At 70.9% G+C, this 18774-nt stretch carries 18 protein-coding genes; 8 read left to right on the top strand and 10 right to left on the bottom strand.

The annotated features are described in order from the left end of the window. Window positions 1–3: 3 nt before the first annotated feature. The 3 genes from ACWCRB_RS03400 to ACWCRB_RS03390 all read right to left on the bottom strand — a co-directional run bounded on the left by ACWCRB_RS03400 (window position 4) and on the right by ACWCRB_RS03390 (window position 4352). Window positions 4–1584, bottom strand: a complete 1581-nt coding sequence (locus tag ACWCRB_RS03400; RefSeq protein WP_450994400.1) for an AMP-binding protein — start codon at window positions 1582–1584, stop codon at window positions 4–6. A 27-nt stretch (window positions 1585–1611) separates the two neighbouring features. Beyond that, on the bottom strand, window positions 1612–3102 hold the full coding sequence (locus tag ACWCRB_RS03395; protein ID WP_450994399.1) for an aldehyde dehydrogenase family protein: 1491 nt from the start codon (window positions 3100–3102) through the stop codon (window positions 1612–1614). Between the two features lie 107 nt (window positions 3103–3209). Continuing rightward, a complete protein-coding gene (locus tag ACWCRB_RS03390) occupies window positions 3210–4352 on the bottom strand; it encodes an acyl-CoA dehydrogenase family protein (protein ID WP_450994398.1) in 1143 nt (380 codons plus the stop codon). Window positions 4353–4437: 85 nt separating this feature from the next. Here ACWCRB_RS03390 and ACWCRB_RS03385 point away from each other — a divergent pair, with 85 nt between their 5' ends. Genes ACWCRB_RS03385 through ACWCRB_RS03360 form a run of 6 tightly spaced genes read left to right on the top strand, consistent with a single transcriptional unit; the run spans window position 4438 to window position 9785 of the window. After that, window positions 4438–5193: an SDR family NAD(P)-dependent oxidoreductase gene (locus ACWCRB_RS03385; protein ID WP_450994397.1), complete on the top strand. Its 756-nt coding sequence runs from the start codon at window positions 4438–4440 to the stop codon at window positions 5191–5193. A 1-nt stretch (window position 5194) separates the two neighbouring features. After that, on the top strand, window positions 5195–5974 hold the full coding sequence (locus ACWCRB_RS03380; protein ID WP_450994396.1) for an enoyl-CoA hydratase/isomerase family protein: 780 nt from the start codon (window positions 5195–5197) through the stop codon (window positions 5972–5974). A 31-nt stretch (window positions 5975–6005) separates the two neighbouring features. Beyond that, window positions 6006–7160 carry a CaiB/BaiF CoA transferase family protein gene (locus tag ACWCRB_RS03375; RefSeq protein ID WP_450994395.1) on the top strand — a complete coding sequence of 385 codons (1155 nt, stop codon included), beginning with the start codon at window positions 6006–6008 and terminating at the stop codon, window positions 7158–7160. Between the two features lie 26 nt (window positions 7161–7186). Then, window positions 7187–8098 (top strand): SDR family NAD(P)-dependent oxidoreductase, encoded by a 912-nt coding sequence (locus tag ACWCRB_RS03370; protein ID WP_450994394.1) that lies wholly within the window; start codon window positions 7187–7189, stop codon window positions 8096–8098. Further along, window positions 8095–8607, top strand: coding sequence for a DoxX family protein (locus ACWCRB_RS03365; RefSeq protein ID WP_450994393.1), 513 nt, complete (start codon window positions 8095–8097; stop codon window positions 8605–8607). The genes ACWCRB_RS03370 and ACWCRB_RS03365 overlap by 4 nt, the downstream gene beginning before the upstream one ends. A 17-nt stretch (window positions 8608–8624) precedes the next feature. Next, window positions 8625–9785, top strand: a complete 1161-nt coding sequence (locus tag ACWCRB_RS03360; protein ID WP_450994392.1) for an acyl-CoA dehydrogenase family protein — start codon at window positions 8625–8627, stop codon at window positions 9783–9785. 58 nt (window positions 9786–9843) lie between these two features. Here ACWCRB_RS03360 and ACWCRB_RS03355 read toward each other — a convergent pair whose 3' ends face one another. Genes ACWCRB_RS03355 through ACWCRB_RS03325 form a run of 7 tightly spaced genes read right to left on the bottom strand, consistent with a single transcriptional unit; the run spans window position 9844 to window position 16776 of the window. After that, complete coding sequence (locus tag ACWCRB_RS03355; RefSeq protein ID WP_450994391.1) at window positions 9844–10965, bottom strand: acyl-CoA dehydrogenase family protein; 1122 nt, start codon at window positions 10963–10965, stop codon at window positions 9844–9846. Then, complete coding sequence (locus ACWCRB_RS03350) at window positions 10962–12182, bottom strand: acyl-CoA dehydrogenase family protein (protein ID WP_450994390.1); 1221 nt, start codon at window positions 12180–12182, stop codon at window positions 10962–10964. Before ACWCRB_RS03350 ends, ACWCRB_RS03355 begins: the two co-directional genes overlap by 4 nt. Window positions 12183–12194: 12 nt before the next feature. Next, on the bottom strand, window positions 12195–13343 hold the full coding sequence (locus ACWCRB_RS03345; RefSeq protein ID WP_450994389.1) for a thiolase family protein: 1149 nt from the start codon (window positions 13341–13343) through the stop codon (window positions 12195–12197). After that, on the bottom strand, window positions 13340–13804 hold the full coding sequence (locus ACWCRB_RS03340; protein ID WP_450994388.1) for a Zn-ribbon domain-containing OB-fold protein: 465 nt from the start codon (window positions 13802–13804) through the stop codon (window positions 13340–13342). Before ACWCRB_RS03340 ends, ACWCRB_RS03345 begins: the two co-directional genes overlap by 4 nt. 1 nt (window position 13805) lies before the next feature. After that, window positions 13806–14717 (bottom strand): SDR family oxidoreductase, encoded by a 912-nt coding sequence (locus ACWCRB_RS03335; protein WP_450994387.1) that lies wholly within the window; start codon window positions 14715–14717, stop codon window positions 13806–13808. A gap of 2 nt (window positions 14718–14719) precedes the next feature. Continuing rightward, window positions 14720–15451: a hypothetical protein gene (locus ACWCRB_RS03330; RefSeq protein WP_450994386.1), complete on the bottom strand. Its 732-nt coding sequence runs from the start codon at window positions 15449–15451 to the stop codon at window positions 14720–14722. Next, window positions 15451–16776: a phenylacetate--CoA ligase family protein gene (locus ACWCRB_RS03325; protein WP_450994385.1), complete on the bottom strand. Its 1326-nt coding sequence runs from the start codon at window positions 16774–16776 to the stop codon at window positions 15451–15453. Before ACWCRB_RS03325 ends, ACWCRB_RS03330 begins: the two co-directional genes overlap by 1 nt. A 162-nt stretch (window positions 16777–16938) precedes the next feature. Between ACWCRB_RS03325 and ACWCRB_RS03320 the strand changes: the two genes are divergently transcribed. Together ACWCRB_RS03320 and ACWCRB_RS03315 are read left to right on the top strand one after the other, a co-directional pair. Continuing rightward, entirely contained in the window at window positions 16939–17700 is a 762-nt protein-coding gene (locus ACWCRB_RS03320; protein WP_450994472.1) for an electron transfer flavoprotein subunit beta/FixA family protein, read from the top strand. 87 nt (window positions 17701–17787) lie between these two features. Beyond that, the gene (locus ACWCRB_RS03315; protein WP_450994384.1) at window positions 17788–18750 is read left to right on the top strand and encodes an electron transfer flavoprotein subunit alpha/FixB family protein; all 963 of its coding nucleotides are present in this window, start codon (window positions 17788–17790) and stop codon (window positions 18748–18750) included. Window positions 18751–18774: the final 24 nt, after the last annotated feature.

Raw genomic sequence — 18774 nt, 5'->3', positions numbered from 1 at the left:
GCATCACCGTCCCGCGCCGAGCGTGTCGCCGCCGGGATAGCCGCCACCGCCGAAGCGTTCGTCGAGCGTCTCGTAGTCCTTGGCGTAGTCCTTCGTACGCGGCAGCGCGTCGACGAACTCCACCGTCTTCGGCTTCTTGTACGAGGCGATCCGCGCCCGGCAGTGCTCGATGACGTCCGCCGCCGTGACCCCGCCACCGGTGTCCGGGTGGAGCACCACGACGGCCTTGACGTCCTGGGCCCAGCGCTCGTTGGGGACGCCGATCACGGCGGCCTCCTTCACCCCGGGGTGCGACTCGATGCAGTTCTCGACCTCGGCGGGGAAGATGTTCTCGGCCGCCGACTTGAGCATGCGGGTCGTCGTCCCGAGGAAGCTGATCGTGCCGTCGGGCTCGCGCCGCCCGAGGTCGGTGGTGTGCCACCAACCGTGGCGGAAGCGCTCCTCGTTGATCTCCGGCCGGTTCCAGTAGCCGAGGTGCACGAGGTCGCCGCGGACGCAGATCTCGCCGGCCTCGCCGACCGCGCACTCCTCGCCGGTGCCGTTCAGGATGCGTACGGCGGTGAAGGGGCCGGGGCGTCCCGCGTTGCCGGTGCCCGTGCCGCCGTAGGCACCGGTCACGGCGAAGCCGGTCACCTCGGTCTGCCCGTAGCCTCGGCCCTCGCCGCCGCCGTTGCGGGTGAAGCGGCTGGTGTCGGTGGGCACTGTGCCCTGCCAGAGAGGCGCGGCCACGCTCGCGCGGAGGTGGGAAAGGTCATGGCCCGCCTCCCTGTTGAGGGCGACCAGCTGCGCGATCGTCGGCGGCATCAGATAGGCGTGGGTGCACTGCTCGGCCGCCAGCAGCGGGAGCAGTTCCTCGGCGACCACACGGCGGACGATCACGTTCTTGCCGCCGTGGACGAAGGCGGGGACACCCCAGAACTGGTAGTTGCCGATGTGGAACATGGGGCCGGCGCCGAGGAAGGCCGTCTCGGTGCCGATGTCGCCCATCCAGGCGGCGCTCACGCCCATGGCGAGCAGATTGCGGTGCGAGAGCATCGAGCCGGACTGGCGTCCGGTGATCGCGGCGGTGTAGATGACGAGGAGCGCGGAGTCCGGGTCGACGTCGGCGACGACCGGCTCCTCGGGCGTGCCGGAGGCCAGGAAGGCTTCGTACGAGTCCGGTCCCTCGGTGTCGTGCCGGAGCCACAACGCCCGGTGGTCGCTGCCCAGTTCGGCCCGCGCCTTGCCGACCGTCTCGCCGATCTCCTCGTCCTGCCAGACGACGACCTTCGGGTCGAAGTCCTCGACCGCGAAGGCCATTTCGGGCGCGGCCCAGCGCCAGTAGCCGGGGCAGACCATGGCGCCGATCTTCGCGGCGGCGCCGAGCAGCTCCCAGATCCGGAAGGAGTTCTGGCCAAGCCACAGGACGCGGTCACCGGCGCCGACGCCCGCGTCCGCGAGGGCGTGTGCGAGCCGGTTGGTGCGCTCGTCCAACTGCGGCCAGGTGAGCCGGACTTCGCCGTCGACGAGGGCGGTGCCGTCGGGGAAGGACCTTCGGTGTTCACGGATGAGGTCGCCGAACGTCAGGCGGCGGGCTGGGTGCATGCCTTGGCTCCAGAAAGTGAGGGTTCGTCAGGCACGGCCGATGCCGACGCCCTTGACGTTGATGAACTCGTCCAGACCCGCCTTGCCGCCTTCCCGGCCGAACCCGCTGAGGCCCACGCCACCGAAGGGCGTCGCGGGCGAAGTGATCGGGTTCGGGCCCGGGTTGACGTAGACCGTGCCTGCCTTCAGGCGTGGCACCAGGCGGTTGACGCGCGCGATGTCACGGGACTGGATGTAGGCGGACAGGCCGTACTCGGTGTCGTTGGCGAGGGCGACGGCCTCGTCCTCCGTGTCGAAGGGGGTGATGGCCAGGACCGGGCCGAAGATCTCCTGCTGGGCGAGGTCGCTGCGGTTGTCGACATCCGCGAAGACGGTCGGGGAGACGAAGTAGCCGTCGGCGTCGATGCGTTCACCGCCGAAGACGAGCCGGCCCGCGCCGCCTGCGACCGCCTTGTCGATCATTCCCTGGACGCGGTCGCGGGCGGCCTCGTTGATGAGGGGTCCGATGTACGTCGTCGGGTCGAGCGGGTCGCCGACAGGCAGGTGGGCCACGACACCGGTGACGCGCGCGACGACCTCGTCGTAGATCGGGCGCTCGACGAGCAGGCGGGTCGGCAGCGCGCAGCCCTGCCCGGTGTTACTCATGGCGAAGGCCGCGCAGTACGGGACGACGGTGTCCAGGTCGGTGTCGGCGAAGAGCAGGTTGGCGGACTTGCCGCCGAGTTCGAACACGACGGGCTTGAGGGTCTGTGCTGCGTCGGCCATGATGCGGCGGGCGGTGGCGGGACCGCCGGTGAAGGAGATCTTGTCGACGCCGGGGTGTTTGACCAGGGCCGATCCGGCATCTCCGAGTCCGGTGACGACGTTGACGACGCCCTCGGGGAGGCCGGCCTCACGGGCCAGGTCGGCGAAGAGCAGCGCGGAGAACGGTGTGGACTCGGCCGGTTTGATGACGACGGTGTTCCCGGCGGCGAGCGACGGCGGGACCTTCATCGCCAGTGACAGGGCGGGCGAGTTCCAGGTGATGATGTGGCCGATGACGCCGTACGGCTCGGCGATGGTGTACTCGACGTTCTCGTGCGGGCTGTAGGCCGCGCCGACCATGCCCTCGATCTTGTCGGCCCAGCCCGCGTAGTACTCGGTCCACTCGGCGACGTACGGGCCGACGTTGTCCGCCCAGCCGCCGACGCACACACCGTTCTCCAGCGGGCAGATGGCCGCGAAGTCGGGGATGTGGTCGCGGAGGAGCTGGGCGAAGCGGGTGAGGAGCCGGCGGCGCTCGGCGGGGCGCATGGTGCCCCACACCTCGAAGGCCTGGCGTGCGGCGGCGACCGCCTGGTCCACCTCCGTGGGGCCCGCGAGCGGGATGTGCGCCTGGACGAGGCCGGTCGCAGGGTTGCGGTGCTCGTGGAATCCACCGCTCGCGTCGGTGACGTCCTTGCCGCCGATGACGAGCCGGGGCCGCGGCAGGTCTCGCTCGGCTCTCTCCTGGTGCAGCTTCACATCGACCGTGACCACGGTGCCTCCTGGAGCCCGCTGCCCTCACATCCGTACAGCTTAAATAGATAACCTATTTAGCCGAACCAATCAATGCCCCGCACGGCCCCCCTCGCGCAGCCCCCCTGTCACAGTCCCAGCGACCGCCCGATGATCTCCTGCATGATCTCCGAGGTCCCGCCGAACACCCGCTGCACACGGCTGTCCCGCCAGATGCGGGCGATCTCGTACTCGTTGACGTAGCCGTAGCCGCCGAAGAGCTGCATACAGCGGTCGATGACCTCCCAGCCGGTCTCCGAGGTCCAGTACTTGGCCGCGGCGGCCTCCTCGGGCGTCAACTCGCCCTGGAACAAGGCCATGATGCAGCCGTCGATGTAGACCCGGGCGACGCTCAGCTTCGCCCTGATGTCGGCGAGGGCGAACCTGTTGGCCTGGAACTGTCCGATCGGCTGACCGAAGGCGGTACGGGTCCTGGCGTACTCCAGGGCCAGTTCGTAGGCCCGTTCAGCCGCCGCGAGGGAGGAGACGGCGATGGCGAGGCGCTCGGTGGGGAGGTTGCCCATCATGTGGTAGAAACCGCGGCCCTCCTGTCCGATGAGATTCTCGGCGGGGACGCGGACCTCGCGGAAGAAGAGTTCGGCGGTGTCCTGGGCCTTCATCCCGACCTTGTCGAGCTTGCGCCCACGCTCGAAGCCCTCGGCGCCGCGCTCGACGACGATCAGACTGATGCCCTTGTGGCCGGCGTCCGGGTCGGTCTTGCAGGCGACGATGACCAGGTCGGCCAGGATGCCGTTGGTGATGAAGGTCTTGGAGCCGTCGATCACCCACTCGTCGCCGTCCCGGCGGGCGGTGGTGCGGATCCCCTTGAGGTCGGATCCGGCGGACGGCTCCGACAGCGCGAGCGCGCAGATCGTCTCGCCGCTGATCACCCCGGGCAGCCAACGAGCCTTCTGCTCCGGGCTGGTGAGGTGCATGAGGTAGGGCGGGAGGACGTCGTTCTGCAGGCCGAGCCCGATGCCGACCGAGCTGGTGGCCGCCATCTCCTCCGCCATGATCGCGTTGTAGCGGAAGTCCCAGATCCCCTGACCGCCGTACTCCTCCGGGAACTGCCAGCCGATGAGCCCGGCCTTGCCCGCCGCCGCCCAGGCGGCACGGCTCACCTGTCCGTCCCGCTCCCACTGTTCGGTGTGCGGGACGCATTCCCGCAGGTAGAAGGTGCGGGCGGTGTCCCGGAACTGCTCGTGTTCCGCGGTGAAGATCGTCCGGCGCATACTCGACTCCACTCAGGCATCTCGCTTATTTAGCTGAAGTAGTTATACGATAGCGCTGTATCGGGGACTGGGCGAGGGAGGGCGCGTGAGCGTACGGGACAAGGTGGCACTCGTCACCGGAGCGGGACGCGGTATCGGCGAGGCGATCGCCGAGGCGCTGGCCGCCGCCGGAGCCTCGGTCGCGGTCTGTGACCTGGATGCCGAGGCGGCGGGGAAGGTCGCGGCCCGGCTCGCCGAGCGGTACGGAGTGCGGGCCACCGGAGTCGGCGCGGACATCTCCGACAGCGCGGCCGTACGGGCCGCCGTCGAGCGGGTGGCCGTCGAGCTGGGTCCCGTGGACGTCCTGGTCAACAACGCGGCCATCGACGTCATCGGGCGGTTCGTCGACAGTACCGAGGACACCTGGGACCGGATCATCGCCGTCAATCTGCGCGGCACGATCACGGTGACCCGGGCCGTGCTCGACCCGATGATCGAGCGCGGCGGCGGCCGGATCGTCCATATCGCCTCGGACGCCGGCCGGGTCGGCTCCTCCGGCGAGGCCGTGTACTCCGCGACCAAGGGCGGGGTCATCGCCTTCGGCAAGGCGCTCGCCCGTGAGGTCGCCCGGCACGGCATCACCGTGAACAGTGTCTGCCCGGGTCCGACCGAGACCGCGCTGCTCGGGCAGGTCGCCGAGTACAGCCAGAAGATGTACGACGCGACCGTGCGGGCCATCCCGCTGCGCCGTGTCGCCCAGCCGGGCGAGATCGCCGGTGTGGTGGCCTTCCTCGCGTCCGACGACGCCGCCTATATGACCGGGCAGACGCTCTCGGTCAGCGGCGGCCTCACGATGGTCTGAGGTGAGCACCGTGCTGCGTGTCGAACTCCGCGACAGACTCGCCGTGTTGACCCTCGACCGGCCCCGGCAGCTCAACGCCATCGGCTCGGAGACCGTGGAGCGGCTGGAGCAAGCCCTCGACGCCGTACGCGACAACGACGACGTACGCGCCCTCGTGGTGACCGGCGCGGGGCGGGCCTTCTCGGCCGGTGCCGACCTCGGGGAGATCGAGTCGTTCACCTCGCCCGGGCAGTTCCGGGCCTTCGTGGGCCGGCTGACGGAGGCGTTCGCGCTGCTCGACGAGTTCCCCAAGCCTTCCGTGGCGGCCGTGCACGGGTTCGCGTTCGGCGGTGGTCTGGAGCTGGCGCTCGCCTGCGATCTGCGCGTGGTGGAGCGGGGTGCCCGGCTCGGGCTGCCGGAGATGAAGCTCGGCGTCCTGCCGGGTGCGGGCGGGACCCAGCGGCTGCCACGGCTCCTGCCGCCGGCGATCGCGAAGCAGATGATCCTCACCGGCGAACCGATCGACGCGGAGCGGGCTCACGCGCTCGGGCTGGTCAACGAACTGGCCGAGCCCGGTGAGGTGTTGAGCGTCGCCGAGGCACTGGCCGCCACGCTGGCCGCCGGTGCTCCGCTGGCACTCGCGGCGGGCAAGCGGCTGATCGGGCACGGGCTCGGCATGGATCTGGAGGCGGCGATCGCGTACGAGCGCGAGACCGTCTCGGTGCTGTTCTCCACCGAGGACCGGGCCGAGGGACTCAAGGCCTTCCGGGAGCACCGACCCGGCGACTTCCGCGGTGTGTAGCAGGCGTACCGGAGAGACAGGGAGGTGGGTCGTGCGGCCACTGGAAGGCATTGCCGTCGTCGAGCTGGGCATGTGGGTGGCGGCTCCGGCCGCGGCCACCATGCTCGCGGACTGGGGCGCGGACGTGGTGAAGGTCGAGGCGCCGACCGGGGATCCCAACCGGTACACGCTCCGGCATGTCGGTCAGGACATCGACAGCGCACCGCCGTTCGAAACCGACAACCGGGGCAAGCGCGGGATCGTTCTCGACCTGCGCGCCGAGGACGGCAAGGACGCGCTGGAGCGGCTGCTGGAGCGCGCCGACGTCTTCGTCACCAACCTGCGCCCCGGCGCCCTGGAGCGACTGGGCCTCGGGCCGGACGAACTGCGGGCCCGCCACCCCCGCCTGGTCGTCGGCACGTTGACCGGATATGGCTGGACGGGCGCCGAGCGCGACCGGGCCGGGTACGACGTCTCCGCCTTCTGGGCCCGCCCCGGCATCGCCGCGATGCTCAACCCGGCCGGTGAGCCACCGCCCGGTATCCGGCCCGGCCTCGGCGACCGTACGGCCGCGTCGAACCTGGTCGCGGGGGTGCTGGCCGCGCTGCTGCGCCGGGAACGCACCGGCGAGGGCGGTGTGGTCGACGTGTCCCTGCTGCGTTCCGGGGCGTACGCCAACGGCAACGACCTCGCCCTGCAGAACTTCTTCGGCAAGCGCGGCCGTACCCGTCCCCGCACCGAACACGAGTCCCCGCTCTACAACAGCTACCGGACGGCCGACGACCGCTGGTTCTGGCTCGTCGGTCTGGAGGGCAACCGGCACTGGCCCGGAGTCGTCAAGGCACTCGGCCGCGCCGACCTGGAGACGGACGAACGGTTCGCGACCGGCAAGGCCCGGCGTGGCCATGTACGCGAGCTGATCGCCGAGTTCGACGCGGAGTTCGCGCGGCGGACGCTGGCCGAGTGGGCGGAGCGGTTCGACGCCGAGGGCGTGTGGTGGGCGCCCGTACAGACGCTGGCGGAGGTGGCGGCCGATCCGCAGGCGGAGGCCGTCGGGGCGTTCGTCGAGCAGCCCGGCATGGGTGACGCGCCGCCACTGCGGACGGTCGCGACTCCCGTCAGTTTCTGGGGAGTCGACGACAAACCCCGCGCCGGCGCGCCGACCCTCGGTGAGCACACCGACGACGTACTCCGCGAACTTCACTGACATCCCCTTACAGCAGGAGGCAGGACGTGGGCATCCTCGACGACAAGGTCGCCATCGTCACCGGCGGTGGCAGAGGCCTGGGCCGGGCGCACTGTCTGGCACTCGCCGAGGCCGGCGCGACCGTGGTCGTGAACGACCTAGGCTCGGGCGTACACGGCGAGCGGACCGGCGACTCCCCCGCCGACGAGGTCGTCGCCGAGATCACCAAGCTCGGCGGGCGGGCGGTCGCCAACTATGCCTCGGTGACGGACTGGGCGGCCACCCAGGCGATGGTGGCGGACACCGTCACGGAGTTCGGCCGCCTCGACATCGTCGTGAACAACGCGGGGATCGTGCGCGACCGGATGCTGTTCTCGATGAGCGAGGCCGAGTTCGACGCCGTGATCGCGGTGCATCTGAAGGGCACGTTCGCGCTCACCCGGCACGCCTGCGCGTACTGGCGGGAGGCGTCGAAGCGGGGTGAGCGGGTCGCCGGGCGCGTGATCAACACGACGTCCGGGACCGGCCTGTTCGGCAACCAGGGACAGTCCAACTACGGTGCCGCGAAGGCCGGTACGGCCGGACTCACCGTCCTCACCGCCCTGGAGATGCGCCGGTACGGTGTCACCGCGAACGCCATCTCACCCATCGCGGCGACCCGGATGACGGACGGACTGGCCGTCGGCGAATCCCTTCAGGCCTCCGCCGATTTCGACCCGCGCGATCCCGCCAACGCCTCCGGGGTCGTCGTCTATCTGGCCTCCGACAGCTCGGCCTGGCTGACCGGCCAGGTCCTGCGCATCGAGGGCAACCGGCTCAACCGGCTGGAGGGCTGGACGGTCGCGGGGGTCCACCCGAGCGAGTCCGGCAAGGCCCTCACGTACGACGAACTGGTCGACGCCGTACCGCAGTTGTACGGCGTCGCGCCCGCCGGACGAGCTACAGGGGTCGGCCAGTGAGGGGCCACGACACCGCCGCTCTCGTGCTGCGCGCGACGCTCGGCCCGATGCTCGTCGCGCACGGCTGGAACAAGGTCGCCGGGCCGGGCGGCCTCAAGGGCACCACGGGCTGGTTCGAGGCACTCGGCCTGCGACCGGCCGAGGTGCACGCCCGGATGGCCGCCGGGACGGAACTGGCGGCCGGGGTGGGCATCACCCTGGGCGCGGCGGGGCCGCTTCCCGCCGCGGCGGCCGTCGGCCTGATGACCGTGGCCGCGCGGACCGACCACCGCGGCAAGGGCTTCTTCGTCTTCAAGGGCGGCTGGGAGTACGCCGGTGTGGTGGGCGGCGCGGCCGTCGCACTCGCCGCCCTGGGCAACGGACGGTACTCGCTGGACGGGCTGCTGCGGCGCCAACGCACTGGTGTAGGGCCCGCGTTGCTGGCCGCCGGAATCGGCACGGTGAGCGCGGCGGCACTGCTGGCGGTCTGCTACCGGCCCGACGAGAAGCCCAACGAGACAGACAAGTGATGGGCAAGGGAGACCACATGGACGCGGATGACTTCACCGCGGTGCTGTCCGAGGTCCGGCGCTTCGTCCGGGACCGCGTCGTGCCGCTGGAGGAGGAGATCGACGAGAAGGACGAGATGCCCGCGGACATCCGCGAGGCGGCGAAGAAGATGGGCCTGTTCGGCTTCGCGCTGCCCGAGGAGTACGGCGGTCTGGGCCTGTCGATGTACGAGGAGGCCCAGTTGATGTTCGAGCTGGGCTACACGACCCCGTCGCTGCGCTCGATGTTCGGCACCAACAACGGCATCGCGGGCCATGTCCTGATGGTCGGCGGCACCGAGGAACAGAAGGCCGACTGGCTGCCGAGGATCGCCTCGGGCGAAGTCCTGGCGTCGTTCGCGCTGACCGAGCCCGAGGCGGGATCCGACCCGTCGACGCTGACGACCCGGGCCCGCCGGGACGGCGACGACTGGGTGATCAACGGGGCCAAGCGGTACATCACCAACGCGCCGCTCGCCGACGTCTTCATGGTCTTCGCCCGCACCGACCCGGACGCCCCTCGCACCCGTGGCATCTCGACCTTCCTGGTACCGGCAGGCACTCCGGGCCTCACCGTGGCTCCCAAGGACCACAAGATGGGCCAGTTCGGGGCCTGGACGGCGGACGTGTACTTCGACGACGTCCGGGTCCCGGCCGAGGCGCTGGTCGGCGGTGAGGAGCAGGGCCTCAACCGGGGCTTCGGCACCGCGATGGGCTGCATCGCGCACGGCAGGGTGCACATCTCCGCGCTGATGGTCGGCATGGCCGAGCGCCTGGTCGACGAGTCGGTGGCGTACGCGAGCACCCGCAGGCAGTCCGGGAAGCTCATCGGCTCCTTCCAGCTCGTCCAGGGTCTGATCGCGGATGCGCAGACCGACTACTACGCCGGCCGCGCCACGGTCCTGGAGGCCGCACGCGCCTTCGACGCCGGAACGGACACCAAGATCGGCCCGTCCTGCACGAAGTACTTCGCCAGCGAGATGGTGTGCCGGGTCGCGGACCGTGCGGTGCAGGTCCACGGCGGCGCGGGCTATATGCGCGGGGTCGCCGTCGAACGCTTCTACCGCGACGCCCGGCTGTTCCGGATCTACGAGGGCACCAGCCAGATCCAACAGGTGATCATCGCGAAGGCACTGCTGGGCGAGGCCGCGCGCGGCTGAGCAGAACGACAGCTGAGGGCCCCGGGGAATCCCCGGGGCCCTCAGCTGTCTGTGGCCGTCAGATACCGAGCCGGTCCAGCAGTCGTTCGCCGTACACCGCCGGGCCGCCGAACAGCAGCTGCGAGGACTTGGCCCGGCGGAAGTACAGATGGGCCGGGTGCTCCCAGGTGAAGCCGATGCCGCCGTGGACCTGGATGTTCTCCATCGCGGCGAACATGTACGCCCGTGAGCAGCACGCGTGTGCCACCGCCGCGGCGACCGGGAAATCCTCGGCGCCCTCGGCCGCCAGCCGCGCCGCCTCCCTGGACGCCGCCTCCGCCAGTTCCACCTGGACGAGCATGTCGGCGCACTTGTGCTTGACGGCCTGGAAGGAGCCGATCGGCCGGCCGAACTGGTGCCGGGTACGGGCGTGTTCGGCGCTCGTCTCCAGGCACCGGCGCGCTCCACCCGCCTGCTCGGCGGCCAGCCCGACCGTGGCGATGTCGAGGACCTTGGCCATGATCCGTCCGCCCGCCCCTTCCGGGCCGACGAGCGTCGCCGGGACGGCGTCGAAGGTCAGCCGGGCCATGGCCCGGGTGGCGTCCAGGGTCTCCATCGCCTCGGCCGTTACGTCGGCGGAGGCCCGCTCCACCGTGAAGAACGACGGACCGGCGACGGTACGGGCGACCACGACGACCAGGTCGGCCGTCGTACCGTCAATGACGAAGGACTTGCGGCCGCTCAGCCGCCAGCCTCCGTCTCCGTTCCCGTCCGGTACCGCGCGGGCGGTGATCAGGGCCGGGTCCCAGGAGCCGTCGTCCTCGGCGACCGCGAGGGTCGCGGTGGTCTGCCCGGCCGCGATGCCGGGGAGATGACGCGCGCAGGCCGCCTTGTCGCCGGAGGCCAACAGGGCTTGGGCCGCGAGGACGACCGTCGCGAAGAAGGGTGAGCAGAGCAGGGCGCGGCCCATCTCCTCCAGGACGACGCCGAGTTCGACCGGGCCGAAGCCGTCGCCGCCGTACTCCTCCGGGATCACCAGGCCAGGCAGCCGCAGTTGGTCGGCCGCCTGGGCCCACACGTCGAGGTCGAAACGCGGCTCGCTCTCCATGAGCTTGCGCACGGCCTCCTCGGGTGACTTGACCGCCAGGAACTCCCGTACAGAGGCCCGGAGTTCCATCAGTTCCCGCTCGTCGGCGCTCATGCGCGTGCCTCCTTCGGCAGACCGAGGACCCGTTCCGCGAGGATGTTCTTCATGATCTCCTCGGTACCGCCGAGGATGCGCAACGCCGGGGTGGCGAGGAGGAGTTCGGACCAGGCGTACGTCCCCCATCTGCCGGTGTCGGCGACGATGCGGGGGCCGAGACAGTCCGCGACGAAGTGGGCGGCCCTGGTGAGGTTCTGACCGTACATCAGCTTGGCGACGGACCTCTCGGGCCCGGGCGCGATGCCCGCCCGCAGGGTGCGCTGGGCGCGGGCGTTGAGGTAGCCGGTGGCCAGCGCGTCGACGAGGAGGTCGGCGAGACGGGCACGCAGAGCGCGGTCGTCCCAGGTCCAGGTGGCGCGCATGAGCGCGGAGAGGTGGTCCGGGGAGAGGGCGGCGGCGACCGGGCCCGCGCCCTCGCTGCCGACCGTGTCGCGCTCGTTCATCAGGGTGGTCAGGGCGACGCTCCAACCGCCGTCGACCTCGCCGAGGCGGTGGTCGTCGGGGATGCGTACGTCGGTGAGGAAGACCTCGTTGAAGTCGGCGCCGCCGGTCATCTGCCGCAGCGGCCGGACCTCGACGCCGGGGGCGTCCATGGGGACCAGGAAGGCCGTGATGCCTCGGTGCTTGGACGCGTCCGGGTTCGTGCGGGTCAGGGCGAGGCCGATCTCGCTGTGCTGGGCGACCGAGGTCCACACCTTCTGCCCGTTCAGCACCCAGTCGTCGCCCTCCCGGACGGCCCTGGTCGCCACGCTCGCCAGGTCGGAGCCCGCGCCGGGCTCGCTGAACAGCTGGCAGGCGATGGCGTCCCCGCGGTACATCGCGGGCAACCAGCGCTCCCTGATGTGCGGTTGGGCGTGGGCCAGGATCGTCGGCCCGATCATGCCGAGTCCGATCACACTCAGTACGCCGGTGTCGGCGACGTCGTACTCCGACTCGACGGCGTCGTAGAGCAGGTCGTGGACGGGGGTCAGGCCCCGGCCGCCGTACTCCACGGGTCCGGTGATCCAGCCGAAGCCGTTCTCGTACCGGATGCGCTGCCACTCGCGCGCCCGCCACACGGACTCCCGTTCCTCGTCCGGCGGAAGGCTGCTGAAGTACGCCATCGAGTCGTCGCCCTCGCCCCAGGTGAGGGCGGTGCGGTCGGGGGTCTTCGCCGCGTGGGCGTCGAGGAAGCGGCGCACCTCGGCGGCGAAGTCCTGCATGTCCTGGTCCATGAGCGTGTTCCCTCAGGTCGAGAGGATCGTCACCGCCGACGCGCCGGGCGCGCCGTACAGGTGGGTGTAGCCGACGCGGGGCGTGCCGGGGATCTGGCGCGGGCCCGCCGTGCCCCGCAGCTGGAGGACGATCTCGTGGATCTGCCGCAGCCCGGACGCGCCGATCGGCTCGCCGTTGCCGAGCAGGCCGCCGTCGGTGTTGACCGGGAGCCGGCCGCCGATCTCGGTGGCGCCCTCGGCGACGAGCCGCTCCTGCTCGCCGTCCTTGCAGAGGCCGTTCTCGGCCATGTGGATGATCTCCGACCCGGCGTCGGTGTCCTGGAGCTGGGCGACGTCCACGTCCTCGGGACCGATGCCCGCGAGTTCGTACGCCGCCCGGGACGCGTCCACGGTCGGGCTCTCGACGGCCTCTCCGACCGGGAACGACGGGCTCTGCACCTCGAAGGCGCCGAGCCTGCGGCTGCGCAGGGCGGTGGAGCGGACCCGTACGGGCTTCCCCGTGTACTTGTGTGCCTGGTCGGCCCGGCACAGCACCAGGGCCGCCGCGCCCTCGTTCGGGCCGCAGTACATGAACTGGCGGAGGGGGTAGTTGAGGACCGGGGAGGCGAGGATCTCCTCGGGTGTGAGGGGTGTACGGCGCCAGGCCTTCTCGTTCCCGGCCGCGTTGCGGAAGTTCTTCGAGGCCACGCGGGCGAGCGTCTCGTGGGAGATGCCGTGGTCGTGCATATAGCGGTTGATCTTCATGCCGAAGAAGTGGGTGGTGAGGAAGAGCCCCGTCTGTCCGTACCAGGAGGGGATGCCCGCCACGGACGGATCGGCGGCGAACGCGCCGCGCGGGTGCTTGTCGAGGCCGATCGCGATCGTCAGGTCATGCTCGCCGGTCTCGATGGCACGGGCGGCCAGCGCCACCGCCGTACCGGCCGTCGCGCAGCCGTTGAACACGCCGCGCAGCGGGATGCCGGTGAGACCGAGCCGCCCGACGATGGCGTCCGGGTTGGCGACCTCGTAGCTGCCGATGTAACCGCCCTGGATCTGCGGCCAGTTGACGCCCGCGTCGGCGAGCGCGAGCCGTACCGCGTCCGCGCCCATGTCCAGCGCGGGCTTCCCGGCGAACCGGCCGAAGGGGTGGAGCCCCACGCCGATGATGACGGCCTCGGTCACGATGTCTCCTCCTCGGACTGGGCGGACTCCTCGACGGGGGTGAACGCGAACGCCATGACCTCGGCGCCGTCGTCCCGCACGGTGTACGGCACGAGGGTGAGCCGCATCTCCTGTCCGATCCGGAGCTTCTCCGGGTCGGGTTCGGTGAGGCGGGCCTCGACCAGCAGTTCGCCGGGGAGTTCGATGTAGCCGACCGAGTAGGGCTCGAAGGTCTCGGGGCCGTCGTAGGGCGGGGACGGCGGGCGGAAGTCCTGCGTCGTGTACGTCCACAGCGTGCCGCGGTCGGCGAGCAGCCGCTCCTTCGACTCCGTGCTCGCGCAGCGGACGCAGTCGGCGGCCGCCGGGAAGCTCACCAGGCCGCACGCCGTGCACTCGGAACCGATCAGCCGAAGGGGCGCGGAGTCATCGGGCGGCCAGGTGAACAGGCCCTCGGCCACCGGCCGTTGGGTCGTCGATGTCATCTCACGCCCCGTTCCGGTTGCCCAGGGCGTCGGCGTTCGGTGCCGCCTTGGCCACCAGGTTCGGGACGACCGAGGACAACTCCTCCGGTGTCCACCGCGACTCGGCGCTCGCGGCGGGGCCGTTGACCCAGCCCTCCAGTACGGTGATCCGGTTGCCGACGACGCCGAACACCCGGCCGGTCACCTCGCGCGAGGCGGCCGAGCCCAGCCACACGACGAGCGGCGAGATGGCCTCGGGGGTGAGGTCCTCCGCCTCGGCGGCCCGTTTCATCATCTCGATGTCCTCGGTCAGCCGGGTGAGCGCGGTCGGCGCGATGGCGTTCACCGTCACGCCGTAGCGGGCGAGTTCGGCGGCGGCGATGAGGGTGAGGCTTGCGATGCCGGCCTTCGCGGAGCCGTAGTTGGACTGTCCGGGGTTGCCGAAGATGCCGGACGGGGAGGTCGTGTTGATGACCCGGGCGTCGTTGTCGTGACCGGCCTTGGCGCGTTCCCTCCAGTACGCGGCCGCGTGGTGCAGGGTGGCGAAACCGCCCTTGAGATGGACGGCGAGCACGCTGTCCCAGTCCCGCTCGGTCATCGACACGATCATCCGGTCGCGCAGAATGCCCGCGTTGTTGACCAGCACGTCCAGGCCGCCGTAGGTGTCCACAGCTTGCTGGACAAGGCTGGCCGCGCCCTCCCAGGTGGAGATGTCGTCCGTGTTGGCCACGGCCTCGCCGCCGGCCGCGACGATCTCGTCCACCACGGTCTGGGCGGGTCCGGCCGAGGCGCCCGCCCCGTCGCGCGAGCCGCCCAGGTCGTTGACCACGACCTTCGCCCCGTGCGCGGCGAACGCCAGGGCGTGCGCCCGGCCGATCCCGTTGCCGGCGCCCGTGACGACCACGACCCGGCCGTCGACCACTCCTTCTGACATCCTCAACTCCTCGATGAATGCGGCCAGTTCGCCTCGGCGAGCAGAACCCGGGGGTTCTCGCTGCCGCAGGCGCACCGGCCGGTGACGACACGACCCGCGATGCCGAGCGGGGTCTCGGACAGCGGCGAGACACGCCCCTCCCCCGCCGCCACGGACAGCTGCCCGTCCCGCTCGCCGACCCGCCATTCGGCGGCGTTGACGTGCGCGCCGGCCCGCTCGGGGCACTCCAGCGCGAGGGCGGGTCCGACGGCAGAGATCAGGGCGGCGGGCACTCCCGCCCCGCGCAGCAGCGGTACGGCGGCGGGCCGGGCCAGGACGACGGACGTCGACCGGAACAGTTCGCCGATGTCGGCGCCGCCGGCCAGCCCCTCCAGGGTCTCGGCGGACAGCCCGATGACCGCGTGCGGGGCGAGTTCACGGTGGAAGACGGAGGTACGGCGGTGGTCCCACCCCATCGCCTCGGCGATGCCGTAGGTCACCTTCAGGGTGCGCAGGGCGCCGATCACCGCGTGGCCCCAGAAACCCTCGAAGCCGGAGGTGGTCAGCAGCGCCCGCTGTCCCGCGGCGAGGCCGTGCTCGCGGAGCCGTTCGGTGACCCACTCGGTGTCCCGGGCAAGTTCGGCCCAGGTCAGCTCCATGTCCGTCATACCGTCGGCGGCGGGGAAGCGTACGAGGTAGGCGAGTTCGGGGCGGTCGAGTTCCCTGGCGCGGGCCAGGGTGTCGGCGCGGGCCATCAACTCTTCACCACCCGGGGGAACTTGGCGACGCTGGTCATGGTCTTCAAGAGGTCCTCCTCGGTGCGCATGTCAAGGACCGGTTTGACGCCGGTCCGCTCGCGCACGGCCTCGCTGAGCCGGCCGGCCAGGGCGTCGACATCGCCGGTGAGTGCGGGGTCGTAGCCGACGCGCAGCCGCAGTTCGTCGACCTCGCGGCGGTCCCGGACGATCTGGAAGACTCCGGCGACCGTCTCCGGTTGGTCCTCCACGGCCTGCCAGACGTCCCGCAGGACGACGGAACGCCCGTGGACCAGCGTCTCGTCGCCGCGCCGCCCGGCCACCCACATCCGGGCGTGCGTCCGTCCGCAGCCACAGGTGTCCCGGGAGAGGCGGACGAGGTCCTCGCTGCGGTAACGGATCAGGGGCGCCGCCCTGTTGTCCAGGTCGGTGGCGACCAGCTCACCGAGGTCGCCCTCCGGGGCGTCGTTCCATCCGCCGTGTTCGTCGACCTCGACGCACTCGGCGAAGACGGTGTCCTCCCAGAGGTGGAAGCCGTCGTGCTCACGGCACTCCCAGGCGGTGCCGGTGTCGGCGGCGCTGGTGTACTCGTAGACGTCGATGCCCCAGTCGTCGCGGATCCGCTCGCGCATCTTCCGGCTGAGCGGCTGCCCGGCGCAGGAGGCACCCTTGAGGGAGGAGAACGCCTCCTTCAGGTCCGTCTTCTCGGCCAGGTGCTCCAGCTCCACCATCTGCGGATACATCATCTGGAGGTAGGCGGGCCGGTAGGTGCGCAGTGCCTCGACGACCTCGTGCATCCGCCCGATCCAGGTGTCGACCTCGATGACCACGGCGCCCAGCGCCTGATATCCGGGGTCCATGAGGTTGCGGAAGGTGCCCGGCGGGCTCAGCACCCGGTCCCCCGGGCGCAGGCCGAGTTCCCACAGGTCACGCACCTGCGCGGTCACCAGGGGCGGGGCGTCCTGCCAGATCTCGGCGAAGAACTCCGGGTCGCCGGTGGTGCCCGAGCTGGAGGAGACCGAGGTCAGCTCCTCGACCGGGACACAGAGCAGACCGCCGAAGGGGTCGCCGGTGCGGGCCCGGTAGGCGCGCACCATGTCCTTGGTGATGAACGGCACCCGTTCCCGGAAGTCGTCCAGGGTCCGGATGTCACGCGGATGTGCCCCGTGCGCGTCCCAGAGTTCGCGGTAGAAGGCCGAGTTGCCGTAGGCGTACTCGACGAGTTCCAGGACCCGTTCCTCCTGCCGCGCCCGCAGTTCTTCGCGGGGCATGGTCTCCACCTGGGGCTCGAAGTACCTGTCCCCGGTGTCCCTGTCACCGACCATGGCGCCTCCTCGCGGCTCAGTGCCCAGATCTTCCAGCTATCAGCGCAATCAGTCAACCAATTCGACGGATTCAAGGCCAGACCTCGCGCTCCGCCGATCTATATAGTTAACTATTAGAACTCATTAAGCCAACAGGAGGGCGCCGTGAAGATCGTTGTCTGTGTGAAGCACGTGCCCGACGCGACGGCGGACCGCACCTTCACCGAGGGCGGCACCACCGACCGCGCGTCGGTCGACTCACTGCTGTCCGAGCTCGACGAGTACGCGGTCGAACAGGCCCTGCGGATCGCCGAGTCGGACGCCGGCACCGAGATCAGCTATCTCACCGTCGGCCCCGACGACGCCAGGGACGCGCTGCGCAAGGCGCTGGCCATGGGCGGCGACTCGGCGATCCATGTCAACGACGCGGACATCGAGGGCAGCGACGCGTTCGGTACGTCGCTCGTCCTGGCCAGGGCGATCGAGCGGCACGGCTTCGATCTCGTGCTGTGCGGGATGGCCTCGACGGACGGCACCATGGGCGTCGTACCGGCACTGCTGGCCGAGCGGCTCGGCGTCCGGGCCGTCACCCATCTCGAAGAGGTCGCGGTCGAGGACGGAACGGTGACGGGCCGGCGCGAGGGCGACGGCGCGACCGTACGGATCCAGGGCGACCTGCCGGCCGTCGTGTCGGTGACCGACCGCTCCGGGGACGCCCGTTACCCGTCCTTCAAGGGGATCATGGCCGCGAAGAAGAAGCCGCTGGAGACCCTCGACCTGGCCGACCTCGGGATCGAGGCCGCGCAGGTGGGCCGGGCCGGCGCACGCTCGGCCGTGGACAGTGCGGCCAGGCGTCCGCCGCGCACCAAGGGCGAGATCGTCGTCGACGAGGGCACGGGCGCCGCCGGACTGGCCGTGTTCCTCACCGCCCAGAAGTTCATCTGACGCCGCTCAGCCCTGCCCCGACCCACCGCTGCCCCTTCCCCCGTTCCCGTTCCTGTTCCCGTTCCCCGGCAAGAGGAGTGCACCCCCGTGGCCGAAGTCCTCGTCCTCGTCGACCACACCGACGGCGTGGTCCGCAAACCGACCCTCGAACTGCTCACCCTGGCCCGCCGGTTGGGCGAACCCTCGGCCGTCTTCCTGGGGCCGGGAGCTGACACCGCGACCGAGACCCTCGGCCGGTTCGGCGCGCGGAAGATCTACGTCGTGGACGCCCCCGAGGTCGACGAGTACCTCGTGACCCCCGTCGTCGACGCCCTCACCCAGATCGCCGAGCGCACCGACCCGGCGGCGATCCTGCTGCCGTCCGGACCGGACGGCAAGGAGGCCGCCGCCCGGATCGCGCTCCGGCTCGACTCGGGCCTGATCACCGACGCCGTCGACGTCACCGCCGGGCCGGAAGGACCGGTGACCGAGCAGTCGGCGTTCGCGGCGACGCACCAGGTCACCGCCCACGTCACGCGAGGCGTACCGGTGATCACCGTCAAGCCGAACGCCACCGCGCCCGAGCCCGCCCCCGCAGAACCCGTCGTCGAGAAGCAGGACATCGTCTTCGGCCCGGCCTCCGCCGGTGTCCAGGTCCTGTCCCGCACCCGGCGGGAGCGCGGCGACCGTCCCGAGCTGACCGAGGCGGACATCGTGGTCTCCGGCGGCCGGGGCGTTAACGGGGCCGAGAACTTCGCCCTCGTCGAGCGGGTCGCCGACGCCCTGGGCGGAGCGGTCGGGGCGTCGCGTGCCGCCGTGGACGCGGGCTGGTACCCGCACAGCCACCAGGTCGGCCAGACGGGCACGCAGGTGTCTCCGCAGCTCTATCTCGCCGCCGGTATCTCCGGCGCGATCCAGCACCGGGCGGGCATGCAGACGTCCAGGACCATCGTCGCCGTCAACAAGGACCCCGACGCCCCCATCTTCGAGCTGGCCGACCACGGCGTCGTCGGGGACCTCTTCGAGGTGCTGCCCGCGCTGGTGGACGAGATCGAGCGGCGCCGAAGCTGATCTCTCACCCTTCCGGCCTTCCTT

Source organism: Streptomyces sp. NPDC002156 (assembly GCF_053593675.1).
This window is presented reverse-complemented; position numbering and strand designations above follow the sequence as displayed.